The following is a 21,779-nucleotide window of genomic DNA, read 5'->3' as shown; positions in this document are numbered from 1 at the left end:
GCGATGACCAGCGGGCTCGTGGTGGTGGTTCTCGCCTTCGGCTATCTGGCGCTGCTCTTTCTCATCGCGGCCTGGGGGGATCGGCGTGCCGCGCTGGGCCGTTCGCTGATCGGCTCCCCCACCGTCTATGCCCTCTCCATCGCGGTCTACTGCACCGCCTGGACCTTCTACGGCAGCGTCGGGCGTGCGGCCCAGTTCGGCCCCAGCTTCCTGCTGATCTACCTGGGCCCGACCCTGGCGATGCTGATGGCGCCCTTCGTGATCGGCAAGATGGTGCGCATCGCCAGCGCCCAGCGCATCACCTCCATCGCCGACTTCATCAGCGCCCGCTACGGCAAGAGTTCGAGCCTGGGTGCGCTGGTCGCGCTGATCGCCCTGGTCGGCATCACCCCCTACATCGCCCTGCAGCTCAAGGCGATCACCGTCAGCCATGCCGTGCTGGTCAACTATCCCCAGGCCGCCGACCTGCCCCTGGCCGATGAGCGATTCTGGAGCGACCGGTCGTTCTGGGTCGCGCTGGTGCTGGCGGTCTTCATCATCCTCTTCGGCACCCGCCACCTGGATGCCAGCGAACGCCACGAAGGCATGGTCGCCGCCATCGCCTTCGAGTCGCTGGTCAAGCTGGTGGCCTTCCTGGCGGTGGGCGTGTTCACCGTGCTCGTGCTTTTCAACGGCCCCGCCGACCTCTTCGCCCAGGTAGGCGAGCGAGCCGAGCTCACCCGGCTTCTGAGCCTGGAGGCGGTGCCCGGCGGGGCGCTGGGCTGGGTGGGCATGCTGGCGCTGGCCTTTCTCGCCTTCTTCACCCTGCCCCGACAGTTCCAGGTCCTGGTGGTCGAGAACGTCGACGAGCGCCATATCAAGCGGGCCGGCTGGCTCTTCCCGCTCTACCTGCTGGTGATCAACCTGTTCGTGATCCCCATCGCCCTGGCCGGGCTGCTGCTGGGCGGCGGCGACTCCGACAGCTTCGTGCTCACCCTGCCGCTCTCCGCCGGCCTGGAGGCCCTGCCGCTGCTGGTCTTCATCGGCGGCCTCTCGGCCGCCACCGGCATGATGATCGTCGAGACCATCGCCCTGTCGACCATGGTCAGCAACCAGCTGGTGATGCCGCTGCTGCTGCGCTCGAACCGCCTGCACTTGAGCACCCGGGGCGAACTGGCCGGCTGGCTGCTGGGTATCCGCCGCGTCAGCATCCTGCTGATCCTGCTGCTCGGCTATCTCTATCATGCGCTGATCGGCGAGACCTACAGCCTGGTGACCATCGGACTGGTCTCCTTCGCCGCGGCGAGCCAGTTCGCCCCGGCGCTGCTGATCGGCCTCTACTGGCGCGGCGCCCGGCGTCGCGGCGCGGCGTTGGGCATGAGCGCGGGCTTTCTGGTCTGGGCCTGGACCCTGCTGATCCCGGGCTTCGCCCAGTCCGGCTGGCTGGACCCGGGCTTCCTCGCCCAGGGGCCCTGGGGCATCGACTGGCTGCGCCCCTATGCGCTGTTCGGACTCGAGGGCTGGGACATCTACACCCATTCGCTGCTGTGGAGCCTCGTCGCCAACGTCGGCCTGCTGGTGGGCGTGTCGCTCTTCACCCGCCCCTCGGCACTGGAGCAGACCCAGGCGGCGCTGTTCACCGAGGCCATGCCCCCCGGCCTGGTGCCGACCTCGCTGTGGCAGGGTCAGACCACCCGCGGCGAGCTGCGCGCCCTGCTCGACCGCTACCTGGGCGAGGCCACCAGCCGGCGGGTCTTCGCCCATCCCGCCGGCGAGGCCGACGAAACAGAGGATGACGACCAGCCCGCCTCCGCGGCGCTCTCCCTCAGGGCCGAGCAGGCCCTGGCCGGGTCGCTGGGCAGCGCCTCGGCCCGGGTGTTGATCGACTCGGTGGCACGCGGCGAGGCGCCCGACCTGGAATCGATCCTGCGCATCCTCGATACCACCTCCGAGACGCTGGAGATGAACCGCCGCCTCGAGCAGAAGTCCAGCGAGCTGGCCCGCGCCAGCGAGGAGCTGCGCGCGGCCAATGAGCGGCTGCGCGAGCTCGACCGGCTCAAGGACGAGTTCGTGGCCATGGTCAGCCACGAGCTGCGCACGCCACTCACCTCGATCCGCGCTTTCGCCGAGATCCTGCGCGACAACCAGGCGCTGCCCGACGAGAAGCGCGAGCACTTCCTCGATGTGGTGGTGCGCGAGAGCCAGCGCCTGTCACGGCTGATCGAGGAGATCCTCGATCTGGCCAGGCTCGAGAGCGGCCGCCTGACCCTTGACCCCAAGCGCCTCGACCTGGTGGCGCTGACGCGCCAGAGCGTCGATGCAGTGCAGCGCCTCCAGGAGGACCGCGGCGTCACCCTAGAGGTGGAGATCACGCCCGAGACCGCTTGGGTGATCGGCGATGCCGACCGTCTCGAGCAGGTGACTATCAACCTGCTCGACAACGCCGGCAAGTTCGCCGCCGACGATGATCCCCGCGTGCTGCTGCGCCTGGCGCGCCACAAGAAACACTATCGCCTCGCCGTCGAGGACAACGGCCCCGGCATCGCCGAGGGCGAGCGCGAGCGGGTCTTCGAGAAGTTCCACCAGATCCAGCACCAGGAGAGCGGCGAGACACGCGGACGCCCGCGCGGCAGCGGGCTCGGCCTGCCGATCAGCCGCGGCATCGTCGCTCACCTGGGCGGGCGGTTGTGGATCGAGGAGGCCAGCCGACTGGGCGGCGCCTGCCTGGTGATGGAGCTGCCCGAGGCGCCGGCCGAGGCCCCCTCTCTCGGTAAAGAGGCCGGTAAAGAGGCCGGTGAAGAGGCCGATGAAACGCCCGAATCGAAGCCCGGCGGCCGCCCTGACGGGGCCTAGCCGAAGAGCATCAGGGCTCTGCCGGCGAGCACGACGAGGAGTGAACCGGCGACTCAGCCCGCCCGACGGGCGCGACGCAGCAGCGCACGGATCCCGCGGAGATCGTGGCGCAGCAGCAGGCGCTGATCCTCACGCAGGCGGGTGATGTCCACCCAGCCATCCGGCGTGCGCCCCTCGGCCAGCGCCAGGCGCTGCTCCGCCAGAATCAGCCCCTGCAGCCGCTCAAGCGCCGCTGTCAGCGCCTCGGCCTGCTCGGCGGTGAGCGCCTCGCACATCACCAGCGCGACCAGGCGCGCGCGGGTATCCGGTGGGCGGACGCCGTGCCGAAGGGCCAGCAGGCGCACCGCACCTACCAGCGGCAGCACGCCCTGGCGCTTGAGGTTGATGGCGCGATCGTGGGGGGCCTCCTCATCGTCGCCGCGCAGCCGGCCGAGACGGTCCAGGGCCACGGGCAACTCATCAAGCAGGCTTGCCATCTCGTCGAGGAAGAGGTGCGCGGCGGACAGGCGCTTTGCCACCTGCCCCGACAACCCCTCGGCCAGCGTCGGCTCGCCGAAGACCGGACGGAAATCGAGCAGGATGTTGGCCTGCTGCACGCGCTTGATGCGCCGCTCCGCCGTCCATATCTCCAGCTGCGCCCACCACTCCGAGAGCCGCTTGCGCCACATCGGAAAGCGCGCCATGACGTGCCCCCTGCAGAGCGGAATGCCAGCCGCATCGAGCCGCGCGGTGAAGCGCTCGCCCAGCGCCTGGAAGTAGCCGTCGATCTCGGTATGCCGCGCGTCGGGGTAGTCAGCGATGATCATGGCGTTGTCCTGATCCGGCGCCAAAAGGCTCTCGTGGCGGGCGCCCGAACCCAGCACCAGCACGCAGAAAGCCGCCGGCGGCGCTCCCCAGCCCTGGGCCCGCATCTCGGAAAGCGAGAGCTCGATGGCGCGCCGATAGAGCCAGTCGTTGTGGTCGCTGATCAGCTGGCTGATGCGCCCGGCGGGCAGATCGAGGCGGTCGAGCGCGGAGACGAGCTCACCCTGCCAAGCATGGGCCGCGGCGAGGTCGGGATGCGGGCCGAGGCGCTCGAGTGCCCCGCGCAGCGGGTCCAGCAGCGCAGGCCAGGCCGCGGGATCGGGGTCTGCCTCGCCGGCGAAGAGCGCCCGCCAGGACGAGGAACGGTGCAACAGGCGCATGGACTCTCCGTGTCATGTCACGAATCGGCAGTTCCTCGAGTCTAACGAGGGCATCCATTCGCCACACTTGGGCGAAAGGCCAAGGCGGAGGGAAGAGATGGCCGGCAGGCGATCAAAGGACAACTATGACAGGAAAGCTGCGACAACAAGACCATGACAGAAAAGCCATGACAGAGAGGCGATGGCCGCGGGGACCATGACAGCCGAGGGCGGTTAAGGAAGGCGTTTAAAGACGGCCTTCAGTAAGGACTTTCTAAGGCCCTTAAGAGAGGGCACTTCAAGGAGAGAACGACGCGCCCCGTCGACGGGAGCGTCGTTAGTGTGGCACCGCGGGCGCCGCTCAGCGCGGCGAGAACATGTCGTCGCCGACCTCGTCGATGAAGCGCTCGGCCTTGCGGACCATCAGGGTGTCGCAGGCCTCGCGGCCGGGCACCATGTCGGAGCGCTCGAAGCGGTGCTCGAGCATCTCGCCGGGCTGCTCCTCGCTCGAGGGGATCGGCTTGCGGATCCAGCCGCTGACGCGAAACTGGCCGCCCATGTCGGCGGGCTCGGAGACGATCAGATAGCCCTTGTATTCGACCGGCTCGGCGGCGGGCGCGCCCTTGGGCTCGCCCTCGTTGCCCCCGAACAGGCCGGACAGCAGCTTCTTCAGCATGGAACCTCCTGACAGAAAGACGCCGGCACGAGGCCGGCGTCGGGGTGGCTCAATCCTGACGGCGACCCTTGCCGGCGGCGATGCGCAGGCGCAGGGCGTTGAGCTTGATGAAGCCCTCGGCATCCTTCTGGTCGTAGGCGCCGGCATCGTCCTCGAAGGTCGCGATGGACTCGTCGAAGAGCGAAGCGTCGGACTTGCGGCCGGCGACGATGGCGCTGCCCTTGTAGAGCTTCATGCGCACCACGCCGGAGACGTTCTTCTGAGTCTCGTCGATGGCGGCCTGCAGCATGCGACGCTCCGGGCTCCACCAGTAGCCGTTGTAGATCACCTCGGCGTACTTGGGCATCAGCTCGTCCTTGAGGTGCGCCTCCTCGCGGTCCAGCGTCAGCGACTCGATGGCGCGGTGGGCGCGCAGCATGATGCTGCCGCCCGGCGTCTCGTAGCAGCCGCGCGACTTCATGCCCACGTAGCGGTTCTCGACGATGTCGAGGCGGCCGATGCCGTTGTCGCCGCCCATCTTGTTGAGCTTCTCGAGCACCTCATGGGGCTTCATCGGCACGCCGTCGATGGCCACGATATCACCCTGCTCGAAGGTCAGCTCGACGTAGGTGGGCTGGTCCGGCGCGGCCTCCGGCGAGACGCTCCAGCGCCACATGTCTTCCTCGGCCTCGGCCCAGGGATCCTCGAGGATGCCGCCCTCGTAGGAGATGTGCAGCAGGTTGGCGTCCATGGAGTAGGGTGACTTCTTCTTCTTGGAGGAGAAGTCCACCGGAATGTCGTGCTGATCGCAGTAGGCCATCAGCTTTTCGCGGGAGTTGAGGTCCCACTCGCGCCAAGGGGCGATCACCTTGACGCCCGGCTTCAACGCGTAGGCGCCGAGCTCGAAGCGGACCTGGTCGTTGCCCTTGCCGGTAGCGCCGTGGGAGATGGCGTCGGCGCCGGTCTGGTTGGCGATCTCGATCAGGCGACGGGCGATCAGCGGGCGCGCGATGGAGGTGCCGAGCAGGTACTCGCCCTCATAGATGGTGTTGGCGCGGAACATCGGATAGACGTAGTCGCGCACGAACTCCTCGCGCAGATCCTCGATGTAGATCTCCTTGACGCCCAGGGCCTCGGCCTTGGCGCGCGCGGGTTCGACTTCCTCGCCCTGGCCGATGTCCGCGGTGAAGGTCACGACCTCACAGTCATAGGTTTCCTGCAACCACTTGACGATGACGGACGTGTCCAGGCCGCCGGAATAGGCGAGCACGACCTTCTTGACATCGGACATGCTGAGGCTCCTTTTGGCTAACGATCATGAAAGGAAGAGATTATAGCGCGACGAGCCTCCAGCGAACACCGGCGACGGGACGCGCTGCGGCCAAGCTGGTAGACTGCCGCGGTCTAGAGAAACGATGCCCCAGACAAGGAGAGGTGCATGAGCGAGGCGATGGCCCGCGAACTCATGGCGCAGCGGTTCCGCAGCTTCCTGCCCGTGGTGGTGGACCTGGAAACCGGCGGCTTCAACGCGCAAGGCGATGCGATCCTGGAGATCGCCGCGGTAACCCTGACCATGGACCCGGAAGGCAACCTGCTGCCCGATGCCACCTATGCCTACCATGTCACGCCCTTCGCCGGGGCCAACGTGGAACAGTCGGCACTGGACTTCACCGGCATCCGCCTCGATGACCCGCTGCGCCAGCAGGTCGCGATCAGCGAGGCCGAGGCGCTGGGCGAAATCTTCCGCCCGGTGCGCAAGGCCATCAAGTCCCACGGCTGCACCCGCGCCGTGCTGGTCGGCCACAACGCGGCCTTTGATCACGGCTTTTTGAACGCGGCGGTGGCGCGCTGCGGCATCAAGCGCAATCCCTTCCACCCCTTCTCGAGCTTCGATACCGCGTCGCTCGCCGGCCTGGTCTACGGCCAGACCGTGCTGGCCCGCGCCTGCCGCGCCGCCGGCATCGAGTTCGACAACAGCGCCGCTCACTCGGCCCGCTACGATACCGAGCGCACCGCCGAGCTGTTCTGCGCCATGGTCAATCGCTACAAGGACCTGGGCGGCTGGGACCTGGCGCAGCGCGAGCAGGGCATGGAAGAGGCCTGAACGCCCGTATGCCCCAAGACGCCTACCAACGAAAACCCCCGCCGGCGCTGGCCGACGGGGGTTTTGTCATGCTGCGCGGCGCGTAGGCGGCCCTCAGGCCTGGGCGTCGCCCTCGCCTTCCTGGGCGCGCGCGGCCGCGGCCTTGACCAGGGTCTCCAGCTCGCCGGACTGATGCATTTCGGCGACGATGTCGCAGCCGCCCACGAGCTCGCCCTCGACCCACAGCTGCGGGAAGGTCGGCCAGTTGGCGACCTTGGGCAGCTCGGCGCGGATGTCCGGGTTGTCCAGCACGTTGACGAAGGCGAAGCGCTCGCCGCAGGCCATCAGGGCCTGGACGGTCTGTGCGGAGAAACCGCACTGCGGCAGCTGGGGCGTGCCCTTCATGTAGATCAGGATCGGGTTCTCGCCGATCTGGCGCTGAATGTTCTCGACGGTAGTGCTCATGACGTCTCCCTTACTCGTTTACTGGACTCGCCTGCCGGGCGACCCGGGGGGATTCGGGCAATACCCGACCGCGCGGGTCGGCCTTGTGGATGCAGCCATTCTACTGATGCCGGGCGCGTTGCGCATCCCCCCTGGGCTGGCTAGGATGGTCGTTTTTCCCCGTGGAGCGACCCCATGGCCATCCGCCATTTCCTCACCCTGCTCGATCTCAGTCCGGACGAGCTGCGCTACCTGATCCAGCGCGCCATCTCGATCAAGAATGGCCTGAAGACCCACGGGCCCACCTATACCCCCTTCGCCAACCGCACCCTGGCGATGATCTTCGAGAAATCCTCGACGCGCACCCGGGTCTCCTTCGAGACCGCCATGGCGCAGTTCGGCGGCCACGCGCTGTTTCTGTCGTCGCGCGACACCCAGCTCGGCCGCGGCGAGCCGATCGGCGACACCGCCCGCGTGCTCTCGGAGATGGTCGATGCGGTGATGATCCGCACCTTCTCCCACCAGGGCCTGGAGCAGTTCGCCTCGGCAAGCTCGGTGCCGGTGATCAATGCCCTGACCGACGACTACCACCCCTGCCAGCTGCTGGCCGACGTGATGACCTGGACCGAGCTGCGCGGCAGCGTCAAGGATCGCACTGCGGTATGGATCGGGGACGGCAACAACATGTGCCACTCCTGGATCAACGCTGCCCGACAGTTCGACTTCCGGCTGCGCATCTGCTGCCCCGAGGGCTATGAGCCCCGCCAGGACATCCTCGACGCCGCCGGCGACCGGGTCAGCATCGTGCGCGACCCGCATGCCGCCGTGGCCGACGCCGACCTGATCACCACCGACGTCTGGGCCTCCATGGGCCAGGAAGAAGAGCAGGCCAAGCGCGAGGCGGACTTCGCCGGCCTGCAGGTCACCGAGGCGCTGCTCGATCACGCCCGGGAAGACGCCCTCTTCCTCCACTGCCTGCCCGCCCACCGCGGCGAGGAGATCAGCGAGACCCTGCTCGACGACCCGCGCGCCGTGGTCTGGCAGGAGGCGGGCAACCGCCTGCACGCTCAGAAGGCGCTGATCGAGTTCCTGCTGTTGGGACACGTGGACAGCTGACGGAGACGCGGCGGAGGCCACCTTATACCTTGGTATGACATCGACCTTCGTCGCATGTATAATGCGCCGCAGCAATCCCGTTCAGGAGATGCGGCAGCATGAATCATTCCCACCCCAGTCACAGCGGCATGCAGCGCAGCCTGCGTCAGTGCCTCTCCCACATGGCCGCCATGCTCTATCGCCACGGCCATGTGCTCGAGACCGTCACCGTCAGCCATCGCGGCCTCGATCGCCAGGCCCTGAAGACCCTGGGAGCGGCCACCAGCGACTGGGCGCCCTGCCAGACGATCCTCGAGAACAGCCAGGCCGCCACCTGGAACGACCAGCAGCGCCTGGTGCTCACCGGCCTCGGCCGCGAGCTGCTGTTCGACATGTTCGGCGAAGGGGCCGCCGACTGCGCCTGAGCCCGATGCCGGGCTAGCGTATCGGGACCAGCCTCAAGACCAGACCTGAAGACCAGCCCTGGAAAATGCCCGGGCGCGCCCTCGATTGCGCGCCCGGGCATTTTTGGTTACGTTGTAACGACTTGTCGGGGAGCCCCGGTACGCTCATGGAGACGTGCACGGGGGCTGAGATCGGTACGGCCGAACCCGTTGAACCTGATCAGGTTGATGCCTGCGGAGGGAACAAGCTGTCGTCTCGCCCAGCAGCCCCCTTTCGTCATCCAGCCTGTTCCTCCACGTCTTCTGCTGGATGGACAACGCCATGACACACCCCACCGATAGAACCATCGCCGTGGCCGGCGCCGGCCTGCTGGGCCGACTGGTCGCCTGGCAACTCCTGCGCGACGGCCATGCCGTCACCCTCTTTGATGCCGGCGACCTGGAGCACCCCGCCGCTGCAGCCTGGACGGCGGCCGGCATGGTGGCGCCACTGTGCGAGACCGCGGTCTCCGAGCGCAGCGTCTTTGACATGGGGCGCTTCGCGCTGGCCCAGTGGCCGCGCTGGCTCGACGCTCTCAATGCCGGCGACCTGTGGCATCACCAGGGCAGCCTGATGGTGGCGCACGCCCAGGACATGGGGGAGCTCACCCAGTTTCGTCGCGACCTCACCCATGTACTTGGTGAGGAGCCGCCCTGCCAGTCGCTCGACGACGCCGAGATCCACCGCCTGGAGCCCGACCTGGCGGCGGGCTTTCGACAGGGCCTCTACCTGCCGGGCGAGGCTCACCTGGACAATCGCGCCCTGCTCGAGCGCCTGCTGGCCGAGATTCGCCGCCTGGGTGGCACCTGCCATGCCCACTGCCCGGTGGACACCTTCCCCGGGGAGATCGAGACCCGCGACGGCCGGCATGCCTTCGATCTGGTCATCGACTGTCGCGGCACCGGCGCCCGCCAGCATCACGCCAGCCTGCGCGGGGTGCGCGGCGAGACGCTGCACGTGCAGACGTCGGAGATCCGCCTCACCCGCCCGGTGCGCCTAATGCATCCGCGCTACCAGCTCTACGTGGTGCCCAAGCCCGACCAGCGCTTCGTCATCGGGGCCACCCAGATCGAGAGCGAGGACCGCTCGCCAGTCTCTCTGCAGTCTTCCCTGGAGCTGGGCAGCGCCCTCTACACCCTGTCGCCGGCCTTCGCCGAGGCACGCATCCTGGAGCAGGGCGTCAACCTGCGCCCCGCCTTCCGGGACAACCTTCCCCATGTCACCCAGCGTGACGGCCTGATCACCGCCAACGGCCTGTTCCGCCACGGCTATCTGCTGGCACCGGCGGTCGCCTGCCACCTGCTGGCCACTATCCGCGGCCGGGGCGAGCAGCCCTTCGCCGAGACCCTGACGGGACATCCGCCCCAGGAGAGCGCTGCATGAACGAGATCACCCTGAGCCTCAACGACGAAACCACCCGCCTGCCGACCGATACGGCGCTGGCAGATGCCCTGGACACCTGGCACTACACCGAGCGGCGCGTCGCCGTGGCGATCAACGGCGAGTTCGTGCCCCGCTCGGCCTACGCCGAGCGGGTCCTTAAAGACCGCGATCGCATCGATATCGTGGCCCCGGTGGGAGGCGGCTGATGAACGCATTACACGACGACACCCTGACGCTCTACGACGAGACTTTCTCCAGCCGCTTCCTGCTGGGCACGGCCCTCTACTCGTCGCCCGCGGTGATGCAGGAGTCCATCCAGGCCGCCGGCTGCGACATGGTGACCCTGGGGCTGCGCCGTCAGAATCCCGCCGAGGGCGACGGCGACGCCTTCTGGCAGATCCTGCGCGACAGCGGCTGTCGGCTGCTGCCCAACACCGCCGGCTGCCGCTCGGCCCGGGAGGCCATCACCCTGGCCCAGATGTCCCGGGAGATGTTCGACACGCCCTGGATCAAGGTCGAGGTGATCGGCGACGACTACAACCTGCAACCGGACCCCTTCGGCCTGCTGGAGGCTTGCCGGACGCTGATCGACGACGGCTTCAAGGTGCTGCCCTACTGCACCGACGACCTGGTGCTCTGTCAGCGGCTGCGCGACGCGGGCTGCCAGGCGCTGATGCCCTGGGGCGCGCCCATCGGCACCGGCCGCGGCCTGATGAATCGCTACGCCCTTCAGACCCTGCGCCAGCGCCTGGACGTGCCGCTGATCATCGACGCCGGCCTCGGCGCCCCCTCCCAGGCCGCCGAGGCCATGGAGATGGGCTTCGACGGCGTGCTGCTCAACACCGCCGTGGCCAAGGCCCACCGACCGGCGCTGATGGCCGAGGCCTTCGCCGAGGCGATCATCGCCGGGCGCAAGGCGTATCGCGCCGGGCTGATGCAGCAGCGCCAGACCGCCAGCCCGAGCACGCCGACCGTCGGGCAGCCGTTCTGGCATAGCGGCGGCTGACGGGTACCACCGGGCCACCGACACACCGACCCGCGCAGCAGCCGAAAGGGATGACGCCGGGTCGGGGAAGTCTGCTATCGTCGAGTCGAATCGACAGCGATGACAGGAGGCACCCCGTGAGCAGCGAACGCGTTCCCGAGACCATGGCGGCCATGCTGCTGACCGGGCATGGCGACGTCGACCGCCTGGCCTATCGCACCGACGTTCCCGTGCCGGCCCCGGCTCGCGGCGAGGTGCTGGTGAAGGTCACGGCGACGGCCAAGAACAATACCGACCGCAAGGCCCGCGAGGGCCTCTACCCCACCAGGGACAAGGGCGAGGTGACCTCCTTCGCCATGGGCGGCTCCCCCACCCTGACCTTCCCGCGCATCCAGGGGGCCGACGTGGCCGGGCGCGTCGTCGCCGTAGGCGAGGGCGTACCGGCCTCGCGCCTCGGCGAGCGCGGCCTGCTCGACTTCAACCTCTACCCCGATGGACGCCGCGACCTCAACCTCATGCCGGACTACTACGGCCACGGCGCCGACGGCGGCTTCGCCGAGTACCTCGCCGTGCCGGCGGACCAGTTCCACCACGTGCCCAACCCCGAGCTCGCCGATGCCGAACTCGCCGCCATGGGCATGTGCTCCTACCAGACCGCCTACCACATGATGACCTCGGCTCGCGTCGCCGCCGGCGAGCGGGTGCTGGTCACCGGCGCCAGCGGCGGCGTGGGCACGGCGCTGATCCAGCTGTGCCGGATCGTCGGCGCCATCCCCTATGCGGTGAGCCAGCTCGACAAGGCCGACGCCCTCCTCGCACTCGGCGCCGAGGCGGTCATCGATCGCGGCGACCTGCCGAGCTTCGTCGATCGCGTGCTCGAGGCCACCGAGGGCGCGCCCATCGATGCGGTGATGGACCTGGTGGGCGGCGAGATGACCGGCCGCTTCATCGACACCATGATCGTCGACATGGCCAGACGCGCGAGCTATCCGCGGCTCTCCATCGCCGGCGCCAGCGGCGGCAACGTAAGCGAGCTGATGTGGACGCGCATCTATCTCTATCAGGTGCAGATATTCGGCGTCTCCCACGGCACCCGCGAGGAGGCCGAGCAGCTGATGGCCTGGATACGCGACGGCCGGCTCAAGCCGGTGCTCCACGCCGCCTTCAAGCTCTCCGAGCTGCACGCCGCCGAGCGTTACTTCGTCAACCGCGGCAGCGGCTACCTGGGCAAGATCGTGATCGTGCCGGATGCCGAATGGGCCGAACATGGTGCGCGCTTCGCGCTCGAGGAACCCGCATGAGCCAACCACTGACCCTGCAACTGATCGACACCCACGCCGGCGGCGACGTCAGCCGCATCGTCGTCGGCGGCATCGCGCCGCTGCCCGGCGCCACCGTCCGCGACCAGATGCACTACCTGCGCGACGACGCCGATGGCCTGCGCCGCCTGCTGCTGGAGGAGCCCTACGGCATCCCCGAGATGTCGGTGGACCTGCTCGTCCCCCCCAGCGACCCCAGGGCCGCCGCGGGCTACATCATCATGGAGGTGATGGGCTATCCGATCTATTCCGGCTCCAACACCATCTGCACCGCCACCGCGGTGCTGGAGAGCGGCCTGGTGGCCAAAGTGGAGGGACGCCAGCAGTTCACGCTCGAGTCCCCGGCGGGACTGGTGCAGATCGAGGCGCTGGTCGAGAACGGCGTGGTGGAGGCGATCACCTGCGCGGGACTGCCGAGCTATATCGATACCTACCGCGCCAGCCTCCACGTGCCCGGGCTCGGCGACGTGACCTACAGCGTGGCCTACAGCGGCGGCTTCTATGCCCTGGTGGACGCCACGGAGCTCGGCTTCTCGCTGGTGCGTAAGGAGGAGCGGGCCCTGGCCGACTGCGCTCACCGGATCGTCGAGGCGATCCAGGCCGAGCGCGGCTTCTCGCACTACACCCTGGGCGACGTGGGCCCCCTGCCCTTCCTGCACTTCATGGGGCCCGTCGAGCAGGTCGCGGACGGCTACTATCGATCCCGCTCGACCACCTACGTGCATCCGGGCGTGATCTGTCGCAGTACCACCGGCACCGGCACCTCGGCGCGCCTGGCGCTGATGCACCACGAAGGGCGCCTCCGGCCAGGCGATCGACTCGAGACCATCTCGCTGCGCGAGACCGGCTTCATCGGCGAGTGCATCGGCACCCGTCCGGAGGGCCCCCTGACGGTGGTGGACAACACCATCACCGGCAAGGGCTACGTGCTGGCCCACTCCGACATCGTGGTCAACTGCACCGACCCGCTGGTGGAGTGCCACGGCCTGCGCCATATCCTCAGCGCCGGCCAGGACGCCTTCGACTGAGGGACGGCCGCGCGGAGAACGGGAAGACCGGGAGCGGAAAAGCCCGAGAGCGGTCACGATGATAAAAGAGTGCTAGTAAGAAAGACCGCTAGCGCCAGCGCCAATCGGGCTCGAAGGGCGTGATGTCACAAAGCTCGCCGCCGCGTGTCATCTCGCGGCGCAGGGAGAAGTCCGCTAGCACCTCACCGGGATCGAGGCTCGCCAGCTCATCGAAGGCGAGGCCCTGCCACTGCTCACGGCTCACCTTGACGCTGAACAGGTAGCGGCGCCCGCCGCCATCGGCGGCCGGGTCATCGAGGCGCCGATAGCCCGAGACCAGCGCCAGCTCGATGCGCGGCAGCCGCGCGAAGGCTGCACCGAGCACGCGAAAGGCCACGCCATGCAGGTAATCCCGGTAGAGCTGGCGCTGACGCGTGACCGTGAGCCGCTGCGGCGACAGCTTGATGCGCTTGGCGGGCATGCTCCAGCGACGGTCGGGCATCTCCTCGGGGCCTGGCAGGTCGATATCCAGGGCGATGGTGCGGTAATCATCGACCAGCGCGAAATCGATCAGCGTCTCGCGCGGCCAGTCGAGCTCCTCCAGACGCTCGACCAGCGTCTGCTGCATGGCGTCAGGGTCGTCCCAACTTGCCTCGTCCTCGCGCCGCTGGCGCTGGAACTCTCGGGCGTCGAACTCCGCCTTTCGCCACTCCCAGGCCCGATAGGCCTGTGCGTGCTCTGCCTGGCGTCGGGCGTTCTCGCGGTCGTGCCGCCGGCGGGCCGGCGCCCAGAGGCCCTGCCACCAGGCGGGGCGCGTCTCGGCCACCGGCACCGGAGGCGACTCCGGGTAGCTGCGCGGCCGATAGCCGGTGGCATCCGGGGCCGGCGTCTGCTCGTGCAGGCGGCCGAGCCGCTCAAGCTGCGCATTGAGGTCCTCGCAGTGCGCGCCGAGGGCCTCGCGCAGCTCCGCCTCGGCGCGGCGACGCACCTCTCGGGCCCCGGCCGCGGTCATTCGCGTGCCGTCTGCCTGCCGATAGCGAACCTCTCCGCTGGCGGTGATCTCCAGATCCACGGGCAGCGGCTCGTCGGCTTCGCCGCCCGCGATCAGCAGGCTGATCCCGGGCGGCCCCAGCGACAGCCCGGGGCGCAGGCGCGTGGTGTGAAAGCGCACGCCGGGTGCGAGACGAATACGACGCTGGAAGCGAAACTCCATGGTGATCTCCCCGACGGCCTGTCCATAGCAATGGCCTACTGTAACCCCTATTAGCCATGAAGTAAGGGCGCCATTGAGGGAAGACGCCGTGCGGGAAGCGCCTCGATGATCGTCCAATCGACGCCACGCCCCTTCTGGCAGCAGCCGAAGGACCCGGGCAAGGAGACACTCGTGCTGCCGGACAGCGCCTGATGCTAAGAGAACCGCGTGGAGCTTCCCTAGTTTTCCCCCAGCGCACGAAAAAGCCGCCTGGCGCGATGCGCTAAGCGGCTGATTCGAAGTGTCTTGTTGGTGGAGCCTAGCGGGATCGAACCGCTGACCTCAACACTGCCAGTGTTGCGCTCTCCCAGCTGAGCTAAGGCCCCACGTCGTTCCCGCCCTGCGAGAACGAGGCATATAGTACGCAACGCCTTGGCGTGCGTCAAGTCCCTAGTGGCGTTTTCGCATCTTGGCCCTTGTGCCAATTTGACTTAGACACGTAATGTGACACTCTTGGCACCGTCAGCCATCCGACCGGTCGATACGCAGGCGACTCTTCTCGCACGCTCGCCTCTCGCCGACTCTCACCACCACGTCTCAGGAGCGCCCGCGTGATCAGGGTTCTTGTCGCCGATGACCACCACCTGGTGCGGACCAGCATCGCCCATCTATTGAACGCCGAGCACGGGATCCGCGTGGTCGGCGAAGCGGCCAATGGCGAGGAGGCAATCACCCAGGCACGCACGCTCGAGCCGGACATCGTGCTGATGGACATCCGCATGCCCGGCATCGGCGGCCTGGAGGCGACCCGCAAGATCCATCGTTTCGCCGGCGATATCCGCATCCTGGTGCTGACGGCCTTCATCGAGGAGGCCTTCGCTCAACGGCTGCTGGAAGCCGGCGCCCAGGGATTCATCAGCAAGGGTTGTCAGCATGACGAGATGGTCGAGGCCATCCACTGCGTATTCGACGGCAAGCGCTACGTCAGCCCGGAGATCGCCCAGCGGCTGGTACTGTCGCGTATCGACGCGCCCGACAACCCCTTCGACGAGCTCTCCCAGCGCGAACTTCAGGTCGCCATGATGGTGGTCAACTGCCAGCGCGTCGCCGATATCGCCGAGCGCATGTTCCTCAGCCCCAAGACCATCAACACCTATCGCTACCGGATCTTCGAGAAGCTCGGCGTGGCCTCCGACGTCGAGCTGACCCACCTAGGCCTGCGCCACGGCCTGGTCGACGGCTTCAGCAACGTCGACTGATCCTTGAGGCGCAATCGAATCTGATAGAATCGGGTCCCGTTTCTCTCTTCCGGCACGCCGCAACCATGAGCTTCGATTCCCGAGACTTCCTCGGCAGCGTCAGCCAGTCACCCGGGGTCTATCGCATGCTCGACGAGCAGGGCGAGACCCTCTACGTGGGCAAGGCCCGTCGACTGCGGGCGCGCCTGGCGAGCTACTTCCGCGGTGCCCACAACGCGAAGACCCAGGCCCTCGTAGGCCGCATCGCCGATATCCAGATTACGGTGACCAACAGCGAGACCGAGGCGCTGATCCTCGAGCAGACGCTGATCAAGGAGCTGCGGCCGCCTTACAACATCCTGCTGCGCGACGACAAGTCCTACCCCTTCATCTTCGTCACCGACCGCCACCCCTTCCCGGCCCTGGAGTACAAGCGCGCCCGGGTGCGTCGGGACGACGGACGCTACCTCGGCCCCTACCCCAGCAGCGGCGCCGTGCGCGAGAGCCTGTCGCTGATGCAGAAGATCTTTCGCATCCGCAACTGCGAGGACAGCGTCTTCGCCCATCGCACCCGGCCCTGCCTGCAGTATCAGATCCAGCGCTGCAGCGCGCCCTGCGTGGACTTCATCAGCGAAGCAGACTACCGCCGGGACCTGGAACATGCGGTGATGTGCCTGGAGGGCAAGAGCGAGGCGGTGACCCGGGAGCTGACCGAGGCCATGGAGGCGGCCAGCGCCAACCTGGACTTCGAGGAGGCCGCCCGGCTGCGCGACCAGGTCCAGGACCTGCGCCAGCTGCAGCAGCGCCAGTTCGTCGACACCGGTAACGGCGACGCCGACGTCTTCGCCCTGGCCAGCCGTCCGGGGGCGCTGTGCATCTCGGTGCTCACGGTGCGCCAGGGCCGTCTGCTGGGGGCGCGACACCACGCCCCGCCTAACGGGCTCGACCTGGGCCCCGAGGCCCTGCTTGGCGACTTCCTCAGCCAGTTCTACCTGGGTCAGGCCCGCGAGATCCCCGCCGAGGTGATCACCAGCCACCCGGTCCCGGAGGACGAGCTGATCGCCCAGGCGCTGAGCGAGCGCGCCGGCAAGCGTATACGAGTGACCGACCAGGTCCGCGGCCATCGTGCCCAGTGGCGGGAGCTGGCGCGCACCAACGCCGAGCAGCAGCTGGCAAGCCAGCTGGCGAGCCAGAATCAGCTTGCAAAGCGCTTCGACGCCCTGCGCGAGGCTCTCGATCTCGAGCACACCCCGCAGCGGCTGGAGTGCTTCGACATCAGCCACAGCCACGGCGAGGCCACCGTGGCCTCCTGCGTGGTGTTCGACGAAAACGGCCCCCGCAAGTCCGACTATCGGCGCTTCAACATTGAGGGCGTGGCCGCCGGCGACGACTATGCCGCCATGCGCCAGGCGCTGACGCGCCGTTTCAGGCGCCTGGCCGATGGCCAGGGCGAGCGCCCGGACATCCTGATCGTCGATGGCGGCAAGGGGCAGCTGAACATGGCCCGCGAGGTCTTCGCCGAGCTCGGCGTCACCGGCGTCGCGCTGCTCGGCGTGGCCAAGGGCACCACCCGCAAGGCGGGCCTCGAGACGCTGTTCGTCGAGACCGTCGATCGCAGCCTGGATCTCGATGGCGCCTCGCCGGCCCTGCACCTGATCCAGCACATCCGCGACGAGTCCCACCGCTTCGCCATCGCCGGCCACCGAGCGCGGCGCGACAAGACCCGGCGCACCTCGACCCTGCAGGACATCCCGGGCGTCGGCCCGCGCCGGCGGCGCGAACTGCTGCGCTTCTTCGGCGGCCTGCACGGCGTCAAGCAGGCCAATCGTGAGGAGCTCGCCCGAGTTCCCGGCATCAGCGCGACGCTGGCCGAGACGATCCATCGCGCCCTCCATGGATGACCTGCATGAATGAATAGCGCCGGGCGAGCTCACGAGGCGCTGCCGCCGATGCCCGGTATCAGCAGCTCTACATCCTGACGGCCGAGACGATCCATCGCGCCCTGCATGGATGACCTGCATGAATGAATAGCGCCGGGCGAGCTCATGAGGCGATGCCGCCGATGCCCGGCATCAGCAGCTCTACATCCGGACGGCCGAGACGATTCATCGCGCCCTGCATGGATGACCCGAGCGCAGGCGGATAGAATGAGGGACTTCCCCGGCACCCAAGGCAAGGACCGCATCTTCCGATGAACATACCCAACCTGCTCACCCTGGCCAGAATCGTCTTCATCCCGCTGCTGGTGGTGCTGTTCTACCTGCCCTTTTCCTGGAGCATGCCGCTGGCCGCCGCGCTGTTCGCCCTGGCCGCCGTGACCGACTGGCTCGACGGCTACCTGGCCCGCCGCTGGGACCAGTCCACGCCATTCGGTGCCTTTCTCGACCCGGTGGCCGACAAGCTGATGGTTGCGGTGGCCCTGTCGCTGCTGATCGAACGCTACGACGTGATCTGGCTGACCCTGCCGGCGCTGGTGATCATCGGCCGCGAGATCGTCATCTCCGCGCTGCGCGAGTGGATGGCCGAGATGGGCAAGCGCGGCCAGGTGGCCGTCTCCTGGATCGGCAAGGTCAAGACCACGCTGCAGATGACTGCCCTCCTGCTGCTGCTCGCCTTCACGCCGGGCACGCCAATCGCCATGCTCGGCGTTATTACCCTGCATGTGGCCGCCCTGCTCACGCTGTGGTCGATGATCCTCTACCTGCGCGCGGCCTGGCCGCACCTCAGCAGCTCCATGCGCTAAGGCGATTGGCGCTCAAGGGATAGAAAGCGTTTGACAGTCACCGACTTATCCGTATAATACGCACTCGAGTCAGGCGGGAATAGCTCAGCGGTAGAGCATCGCCTTGCCAAGGCGAGGGTCGGGAGTTCGAATCTCCTTTCCCGCTCCATTCCCTACGAATGGTACGACTCATGAGGCTGGATGGCAGAGTGGTTATGCAGCGGACTGCAACTCCGTGTACGCCGGTTCGATTCCGACTCCAGCCTCCACTATTCCCTGGTTGCCCGCTCGTGACCGAGCCGCCCGGATGGCGAAATTGGTAGACGCAAGGGACTTAAAATCCCTCGGTGGCAACACCGTGCCGGTTCGAGCCCGGCTCCGGGCACCAGCTCACTAGCACTCCCCTGCTAGCACTATCCTGAAAGCGTCGGGCGCGACCCTCCAACGGGACGCCATCTCATGATCCTGCCGCGCCTGCGTGACCCCTACTTCAATTATCAGCATCGACGCAAGCTCTACGTGCTGCGCATCGTGCTGGCCCTCTGCGCCACCTTTACCCTCATCGAAGCATTTGCCATCCAGCACAGCGGCTGGGCCCTGGTCAGCACCATCATGGTGATGGGCAACCTTCCTCACATCGGCGGCGTGCTCGACAAGGGACGTCAGCGCCTGCTCGGCACCGTGCTCGGCGCCAGCGTCGGCCTTTTGCTGATCATGCTCCCCCTGCCCTGGCCCTACCTGGTGCCCTTCGGCGCCCTGTGCGGCATCGCCGCCGCCACCTGGCTGACCTTCGGCAATCGGCACGGCTACAGCGGCCTGATGTTCGCCATCAGCCTGCTGCTGGTGATAGGCGGCGGCCAGCAGGAGCTTAACATCGCACTATGGCGCGCCTTCGACGTGCTGCTCGGCACCCTCGTAGGCATCGCCGTCACGGTCCTGGTGCTGCCCCAGAAGGCTACCGACATGATGCGCTTCATGCTGGCCGACAATCTCGATCGCATGGCCCGCCTCTATCATGCCCACACTACCGCCACGGCCGCCCACGACATCGACGCCCGCGAGCTGCTCAAGGCCACCAGCAGCCTGCTGATCAAGCAGCGCGGCCTGGTGGATGCCATCCACCGCGAGCGACGCCTGACCCGCCACGAACTGGACGATCTGATCTCGCTGCAGCGGCGCATGCTCTCCACCATCGAGCTCTTGCTCGAGACCCACTGGAACAGCCGCGACGGGCACGAGCTCATCGAGGCCATGGACGGACTGCGCGAACAGCAGCACACCCTGGCACGCGGCATCGGCACCCTGGCCTTCCAGGTGCGCACCGGCCGGGCGATCGACGTCACCATTACCCCCTTCGCCCTGGACCGCCACGCCGAGCTTGCCGCCAACGCCCGGGCGAGCGACGGAAGACGCCTCTTCAGTCCCGGCGGCTATCTGTGGCTCAATCGAGAGCTGGCACGACTCACCGACGACCTGACCCGGCGCCTCGGCGACCTGGATCGCCTGCCCAGCCGGCGACTGCGCCGCCGAGCCCCCGACCACGGCCTCACCGACGCCCAGTCGACCGCCGATGACCACCACACGAGAAGGAAAGGCAGATGACTGACGGCAAGCATGAGGTGCTGGTCATCGGCGGCGGCGTCGCCGGACTGGTGCTGGCACTCGAGGTAGCCGACCATCGCCGGGTCACGCTGCTGCGACCGACCAGCGACGACCAGGGCGCCAGCCGCTGGGCTCAGGGGGGCATCGCCGCGGTACTCTCCCCCCAGGACGACATCGAGGCCCACGTCGCCGACACCCTGGTAGCCGGCGATGGCCTGTGCGATGAGACCGCGGTGCGATTCACCGTCGAGCAGGGCCCATCCGCCATCGCGTGGCTGCTGTCGCTGGGCGTGCCCTTCACGCCGGATCACAGCCCCGACGCCGGCTACCCCTATCACCTGACCCGCGAGGGAGGTCATGGCGCCAGGCGCATCATTCATGCCGACGACGCCACCGGGCGCGCGGTGGTCGAGACCCTGCGCCAGCACGTGGATGCCCATCCGAGCATCACGCTGCGCGGCGACCTCACCGCCATCGGCCTGATCGGTGACGCCCAGGGCCACTGCCGGGGGGCGCGCTGCCTCGACGGCGAGGGCCGGGTGCACGAACTGCTCGCCGCAGATACCGTGCTCGCCACCGGCGGCGCCAGCGGCCTCTACCGCCACACCACCAGCCCCCAGCCGGCCAGCGGCGAGGGCATGATGATGGCCGCGGAGCTCGGCGCCGAACTGATGAACCTGGAGTTCCAGCAGTTCCACCCGACCTGCCTCTTCGATCCCGATGGCCCGGCCTTCCTGATCAGCGAGGCGGTGCGCGGCGAAGGCGGACAATTGCTCAATGCCGCCGGGGAACGCTTCATGCCCGGGATCGACCCCCGCGCCGAACTGGCGCCCCGGGACGTGGTCGCCCGAGCCATCGATGCCGAAATGCAGCGCACCGACACCGATCATGTCTTCCTGGATATCCGCCACCTCGGCGAGACCGCCATCCGCCAGCACTTCCCGACCATTCACGCCCACTGTGCGAGGCGAGGACTGGACATCGTCCAGCAGCCGATCCCGGTGGTGCCGGCCGCCCACTACAGCTGCGGCGGGGTGAGCACCGACCTCGAGGGCGCCACCACGGTACCGCGCCTTTACGCCATCGGCGAGGTCGCCTGCACCGGCCTGCACGGCGCCAACCGCATGGCCAGCAACTCGTTGCTGGAGTGCCTAGTGTATGCGCGCAGCTGCGCCCGGCGACTGCTCGAGACAGCGCCAGGCTCGGCGGCCGAGCTACTGACGGCACATTTCGGCGATCGGGTGGAATCCCCGGAGACCCTCACCGCCATCCGCGAAGCGATGCGCCAGCTGATGAGCGCCCGGGTGGCCATCGTTCGCACTGATCAGGGCCTCGACGAGGCCGCCAGGGAGCTTTCCCAGCTGCATCGAGATTTGGCCCTGCGCGTTCGCGAGGCCGCCCCGTCGGTGGAGTTGTCGAACCTTTGGCACGCCCTGCGCCTGGCGCGCCTCACCGTGGCTTCGGCGCGCGGGCGGCGCGAATCCCGCGGGCTGCACCACAATCCTGGCTGTGCCGTCCACGGCGACGCCGACCCGCACCCCTCGCGCATCTTCCTGACGGACCTCGAGGCGAGCTGACGCCGCTCGAAGTGGCGCCGCGCCAAAGAGAGGCAGGG

19 protein-coding genes, 4 tRNA genes and 1 riboswitch are annotated in these 21,779 nt (G+C 67.9%); of the genes, 17 read left to right on the top strand and 6 right to left on the bottom strand.

Annotated elements, in window-relative coordinates:
• Positions 1-3: 3 nt before the first annotated feature.
• Complete coding sequence (locus BM388_RS08725) at positions 4-2,832, top strand: sensor histidine kinase (protein WP_089849188.1); 2,829 nt, start codon at positions 4-6, stop codon at positions 2,830-2,832.
• A gap of 53 nt (positions 2,833-2,885) precedes the next feature.
• Here BM388_RS08725 and BM388_RS08720 read toward each other — a convergent pair whose 3' ends face one another.
• From BM388_RS08720 to BM388_RS08710, 3 genes are all read right to left on the bottom strand, one after another.
• A complete protein-coding gene (locus BM388_RS08720) occupies positions 2,886-4,016 on the bottom strand; it encodes a DUF294 nucleotidyltransferase-like domain-containing protein (protein ID WP_089849186.1) in 1,131 nt (376 codons plus the stop codon).
• A 340-nt stretch (positions 4,017-4,356) separates the two neighbouring features.
• Positions 4,357-4,671 (bottom strand): HlyU family transcriptional regulator, encoded by a 315-nt coding sequence (locus tag BM388_RS08715; protein WP_089849183.1) that lies wholly within the window; start codon positions 4,669-4,671, stop codon positions 4,357-4,359.
• 49 nt (positions 4,672-4,720) lie between these two features.
• Entirely contained in the window at positions 4,721-5,941 is a 1,221-nt protein-coding gene (locus BM388_RS08710; protein WP_089849181.1) for an argininosuccinate synthase, read from the bottom strand.
• A gap of 147 nt (positions 5,942-6,088) precedes the next feature.
• Here BM388_RS08710 and rnt point away from each other — a divergent pair, with 147 nt between their 5' ends.
• The gene (gene rnt / locus BM388_RS08705; RefSeq protein ID WP_089849179.1) at positions 6,089-6,754 is read left to right on the top strand and encodes a ribonuclease T; all 666 of its coding nucleotides are present in this window, start codon (positions 6,089-6,091) and stop codon (positions 6,752-6,754) included.
• A gap of 93 nt (positions 6,755-6,847) precedes the next feature.
• On the opposite strand, the gene grxD is transcribed toward rnt, so the two are convergent.
• The gene (grxD, locus tag BM388_RS08700) at positions 6,848-7,198 is read right to left on the bottom strand and encodes a Grx4 family monothiol glutaredoxin (protein ID WP_089849176.1); all 351 of its coding nucleotides are present in this window, start codon (positions 7,196-7,198) and stop codon (positions 6,848-6,850) included.
• 174 nt (positions 7,199-7,372) lie between these two features.
• Between grxD and argF the strand changes: the two genes are divergently transcribed.
• The 7 genes from argF (at position 7,373) to BM388_RS08665 (ending at position 13,431) form a co-directional block, all read left to right on the top strand.
• Positions 7,373-8,293 carry an ornithine carbamoyltransferase gene (gene argF / locus BM388_RS08695; protein ID WP_089849174.1) on the top strand — a complete coding sequence of 307 codons (921 nt, stop codon included), beginning with the start codon at positions 7,373-7,375 and terminating at the stop codon, positions 8,291-8,293.
• Positions 8,294-8,391: 98 nt separating this feature from the next.
• Positions 8,392-8,697, top strand: a complete 306-nt coding sequence (locus tag BM388_RS08690) for a hypothetical protein (protein WP_089849172.1) — start codon at positions 8,392-8,394, stop codon at positions 8,695-8,697.
• 116 nt (positions 8,698-8,813) lie between these two features.
• Positions 8,814-8,936: riboswitch (TPP riboswitch) on the top strand.
• A gap of 62 nt (positions 8,937-8,998) precedes the next feature.
• Positions 8,999-10,099, top strand: coding sequence for a glycine oxidase ThiO (thiO, locus tag BM388_RS08685; RefSeq protein ID WP_089849170.1), 1,101 nt, complete (start codon positions 8,999-9,001; stop codon positions 10,097-10,099).
• Positions 10,096-10,305, top strand: coding sequence for a sulfur carrier protein ThiS (thiS, locus tag BM388_RS08680; protein ID WP_089849168.1), 210 nt, complete (start codon positions 10,096-10,098; stop codon positions 10,303-10,305). Before thiO ends, thiS begins: the two co-directional genes overlap by 4 nt.
• A complete protein-coding gene (locus tag BM388_RS08675; RefSeq protein WP_089849166.1) occupies positions 10,305-11,105 on the top strand; it encodes a thiazole synthase in 801 nt (266 codons plus the stop codon). The genes thiS and BM388_RS08675 overlap by 1 nt, the downstream gene beginning before the upstream one ends.
• 143 nt (positions 11,106-11,248) lie before the next feature.
• Positions 11,249-12,385 carry an alcohol dehydrogenase catalytic domain-containing protein gene (locus BM388_RS08670; RefSeq protein WP_089849215.1) on the top strand — a complete coding sequence of 379 codons (1,137 nt, stop codon included), beginning with the start codon at positions 11,249-11,251 and terminating at the stop codon, positions 12,383-12,385.
• A complete protein-coding gene (locus tag BM388_RS08665) occupies positions 12,382-13,431 on the top strand; it encodes a proline racemase family protein (RefSeq protein ID WP_089849164.1) in 1,050 nt (349 codons plus the stop codon). The genes BM388_RS08670 and BM388_RS08665 overlap by 4 nt, the downstream gene beginning before the upstream one ends.
• A gap of 88 nt (positions 13,432-13,519) precedes the next feature.
• Here BM388_RS08665 and BM388_RS08660 read toward each other — a convergent pair whose 3' ends face one another.
• Both BM388_RS08660 and BM388_RS08655 read right to left on the bottom strand, forming a co-directional pair.
• Positions 13,520-14,623, bottom strand: a complete 1,104-nt coding sequence (locus tag BM388_RS08660) for a DUF4236 domain-containing protein (RefSeq protein ID WP_089849161.1) — start codon at positions 14,621-14,623, stop codon at positions 13,520-13,522.
• Positions 14,624-14,912: 289 nt separating this feature from the next.
• Positions 14,913-14,988 (bottom strand) — tRNA-Ala (locus BM388_RS08655).
• 225 nt (positions 14,989-15,213) lie between these two features.
• On the opposite strand from BM388_RS08655, the gene uvrY reads away from it, so the two are divergent.
• From uvrY to nadB, 8 genes are all read left to right on the top strand, one after another.
• Positions 15,214-15,861 carry a UvrY/SirA/GacA family response regulator transcription factor gene (uvrY, locus tag BM388_RS08650; RefSeq protein ID WP_089849159.1) on the top strand — a complete coding sequence of 216 codons (648 nt, stop codon included), beginning with the start codon at positions 15,214-15,216 and terminating at the stop codon, positions 15,859-15,861.
• A gap of 65 nt (positions 15,862-15,926) precedes the next feature.
• Positions 15,927-17,741 carry an excinuclease ABC subunit UvrC gene (gene uvrC, locus BM388_RS08645; protein ID WP_089849157.1) on the top strand — a complete coding sequence of 605 codons (1,815 nt, stop codon included), beginning with the start codon at positions 15,927-15,929 and terminating at the stop codon, positions 17,739-17,741.
• 290 nt (positions 17,742-18,031) lie between these two features.
• Entirely contained in the window at positions 18,032-18,583 is a 552-nt protein-coding gene (pgsA, locus tag BM388_RS08640) for a CDP-diacylglycerol--glycerol-3-phosphate 3-phosphatidyltransferase (RefSeq protein WP_089849155.1), read from the top strand.
• A gap of 73 nt (positions 18,584-18,656) precedes the next feature.
• A tRNA-Gly gene (locus BM388_RS08635) sits at positions 18,657-18,731 on the top strand.
• Positions 18,732-18,757: 26 nt separating this feature from the next.
• Positions 18,758-18,831: transfer RNA gene (locus BM388_RS08630), tRNA-Cys, on the top strand.
• 32 nt (positions 18,832-18,863) lie between these two features.
• Positions 18,864-18,950, top strand: a tRNA-Leu gene (locus BM388_RS08625).
• A gap of 71 nt (positions 18,951-19,021) precedes the next feature.
• Positions 19,022-20,164 (top strand): FUSC family protein, encoded by a 1,143-nt coding sequence (locus BM388_RS08620; RefSeq protein WP_089849153.1) that lies wholly within the window; start codon positions 19,022-19,024, stop codon positions 20,162-20,164.
• Entirely contained in the window at positions 20,161-21,741 is a 1,581-nt protein-coding gene (gene nadB / locus BM388_RS08615) for an L-aspartate oxidase (RefSeq protein WP_089849151.1), read from the top strand. Before BM388_RS08620 ends, nadB begins: the two co-directional genes overlap by 4 nt.
• Positions 21,742-21,779: the final 38 nt, after the last annotated feature.

Source organism: Halomonas saccharevitans, from assembly GCF_900116405.1.
Classification (GTDB): Bacteria; Pseudomonadota; Gammaproteobacteria; order Pseudomonadales; family Halomonadaceae; genus Halomonas; species Halomonas saccharevitans.
Note: the sequence above shows the minus strand (reverse complement) of the source record. Positions and strands in the feature narration are given on the sequence as shown.

Excerpts from the sequence above, each read along its gene's own strand:
- rnt (WP_089849179.1), top strand. The coding sequence starts at position 6,089 with ATGAGCGAGGCGATGGCCCGCGAACTCATGGCGCAGCGGTTCCGCAGC.
- BM388_RS08710 (WP_089849181.1), bottom strand. The coding sequence starts at position 5,941 with ATGTCCGATGTCAAGAAGGTCGTGCTCGCCTATTCCGGCGGCCTGGAC.
- thiS (WP_089849168.1), top strand. The coding sequence starts at position 10,096 with ATGAACGAGATCACCCTGAGCCTCAACGACGAAACCACCCGCCTGCCG.
- argF (WP_089849174.1), top strand. The coding sequence starts at position 7,373 with ATGGCCATCCGCCATTTCCTCACCCTGCTCGATCTCAGTCCGGACGAG.
- BM388_RS08620 (WP_089849153.1), top strand. The coding sequence starts at position 19,022 with ATGATCCTGCCGCGCCTGCGTGACCCCTACTTCAATTATCAGCATCGA.
- BM388_RS08670 (WP_089849215.1), top strand. The coding sequence starts at position 11,249 with ATGGCGGCCATGCTGCTGACCGGGCATGGCGACGTCGACCGCCTGGCC.
- BM388_RS08690 (WP_089849172.1), top strand. The coding sequence starts at position 8,392 with ATGAATCATTCCCACCCCAGTCACAGCGGCATGCAGCGCAGCCTGCGT.
- BM388_RS08660 (WP_089849161.1), bottom strand. The coding sequence starts at position 14,623 with ATGGAGTTTCGCTTCCAGCGTCGTATTCGTCTCGCACCCGGCGTGCGC.
- pgsA (WP_089849155.1), top strand. The coding sequence starts at position 18,032 with ATGAACATACCCAACCTGCTCACCCTGGCCAGAATCGTCTTCATCCCG.
- BM388_RS08675 (WP_089849166.1), top strand. The coding sequence starts at position 10,305 with ATGAACGCATTACACGACGACACCCTGACGCTCTACGACGAGACTTTC.
- grxD (WP_089849176.1), bottom strand. The coding sequence starts at position 7,198 with ATGAGCACTACCGTCGAGAACATTCAGCGCCAGATCGGCGAGAACCCG.
- BM388_RS08725 (WP_089849188.1), top strand. The coding sequence starts at position 4 with ATGACCAGCGGGCTCGTGGTGGTGGTTCTCGCCTTCGGCTATCTGGCG.
- uvrC (WP_089849157.1), top strand. The coding sequence starts at position 15,927 with ATGAGCTTCGATTCCCGAGACTTCCTCGGCAGCGTCAGCCAGTCACCC.
- BM388_RS08665 (WP_089849164.1), top strand. The coding sequence starts at position 12,382 with ATGAGCCAACCACTGACCCTGCAACTGATCGACACCCACGCCGGCGGC.
- BM388_RS08715 (WP_089849183.1), bottom strand. The coding sequence starts at position 4,671 with ATGCTGAAGAAGCTGCTGTCCGGCCTGTTCGGGGGCAACGAGGGCGAG.
- thiO (WP_089849170.1), top strand. The coding sequence starts at position 8,999 with ATGACACACCCCACCGATAGAACCATCGCCGTGGCCGGCGCCGGCCTG.
- nadB (WP_089849151.1), top strand. The coding sequence starts at position 20,161 with ATGACTGACGGCAAGCATGAGGTGCTGGTCATCGGCGGCGGCGTCGCC.
- BM388_RS08720 (WP_089849186.1), bottom strand. The coding sequence starts at position 4,016 with ATGCGCCTGTTGCACCGTTCCTCGTCCTGGCGGGCGCTCTTCGCCGGC.